The organism is Paenibacillus sp. 01L418 (genome assembly GCF_056400045.1).
The window spans coordinates 1-1,192 of the sequence record NZ_JBFTSN010000771.1 but is presented as its reverse complement, the minus strand read 5'-3'; the positions used below and the strand labels follow the sequence as shown (position 1 = coordinate 1,192).

Genomic DNA, 1,192 nt, shown 5'->3' with positions numbered 1-1,192 from the left:
GAATTAGAACGAGAAATTAATCGCTATATTCGTTATTACAATCATCATAGATATCAGTGGAAACAAAAAAGGATGACTCCTGTTCAGTACAGGAATCATCTCTTAAGTGTGGCTTAGTGCTCTTTTCTTTTCAAGTGTCCTTGTCTAAGGGGTCAGTTTACATGCAGGCTCTCTTTTTTTGAAGAAATCAGACAATTTCTTTGCGATAATGACTGGGAGATATCCCTTTCACTTTTTTGAACATTTTCGAGAAGAGAAGAGGGTCGTTATAGCCGACGGAGTGGGAAATATCAGATACCGAAAGCTGTTGATTGTTCATGAGATCACAAGCTTTATCCATTCGATAATGCAATAAGTAGGTTTGTGGTGATTGATTTACAACTTCCTTAAATAAGGCGGATAAGTATATGCGGTCTATGCCAATGAGTTTGGCCAGCTCAGTAATGCTTACTTTGGTGTAGTAATTCATTTTGATATAATCCATCGCTTTGCGAACATAAACATCCTTTGCTTTAGGCAAATAACCGATTTGATTAGGGGCAGTCAGCATATCGATCCAATCCGAAATAAGGCGATAGAGCAGGCTATGCACGACAAGACCGCTGTTTTTCTCAAGCTCCCCAGCATCATTAAACTGTTCTAACCAAGGCTCAAACCAATTTGCTGGAGCGAACGAGAAAGAAGGGGCCGTTTTGCTTAAGTGGACCTGTTCAAGTAAACCGTCAACACATGTTCCTTGAAAAGCGATCCAAGAATAGACCCACGGATCTTGAAGATCCGCCTTCATATGGCATATCGTATTTGGAAATACCATAAAGCCTTGTCCTTTTTTTAAGGCATATGTTTTTCCGTTAATCTGATAGGTGCCTTTGCCTTCATGAATAAATAAAATTTTGTAATGATCCTTAACGCCGGGTCCCCAGCTATAGCCAGCTTCGCAGAACTGCTTCCCATGATAATAATAGACCAGATCATAATGCTCGCACATTCATTGTCACTTCCTTGATTGTAGGTCTCTAACATATTACATTATGACATATATGACTTGCATGTGGACATTCCTTATTGCAGTAAAATTAAGCTATACTTTAAAAGAAATGATGTTTGCAAGTAATCATTATAGCATGTTTCAAACAACGAAATCATTCTAAAAACAAAGGGGAATATGATAAATGCCTTATGCTGCTGATTC

General features: G+C 38.4%; 2 protein-coding genes. One reads left to right on the top strand and one right to left on the bottom strand.

Annotation, left to right across the window (positions count from 1 at the left end; translation table 11 throughout):
* On the top strand, window positions 1–117 hold a 117-nt coding region (locus AC1DSE_RS35525; RefSeq protein WP_477529152.1), incomplete at its 5' end, for an IS3 family transposase.
* A gap of 70 nt (window positions 118–187) precedes the next feature.
* Here AC1DSE_RS35525 and AC1DSE_RS35520 read toward each other — a convergent pair.
* Window positions 188–988 carry an AraC family transcriptional regulator gene (locus tag AC1DSE_RS35520; RefSeq protein WP_477511602.1) on the bottom strand — a complete coding sequence of 267 codons (801 nt, stop codon included), beginning with the start codon at window positions 986–988 and terminating at the stop codon, window positions 188–190.
* Between the last annotated feature and the right edge of the window lie 204 nt (window positions 989–1,192).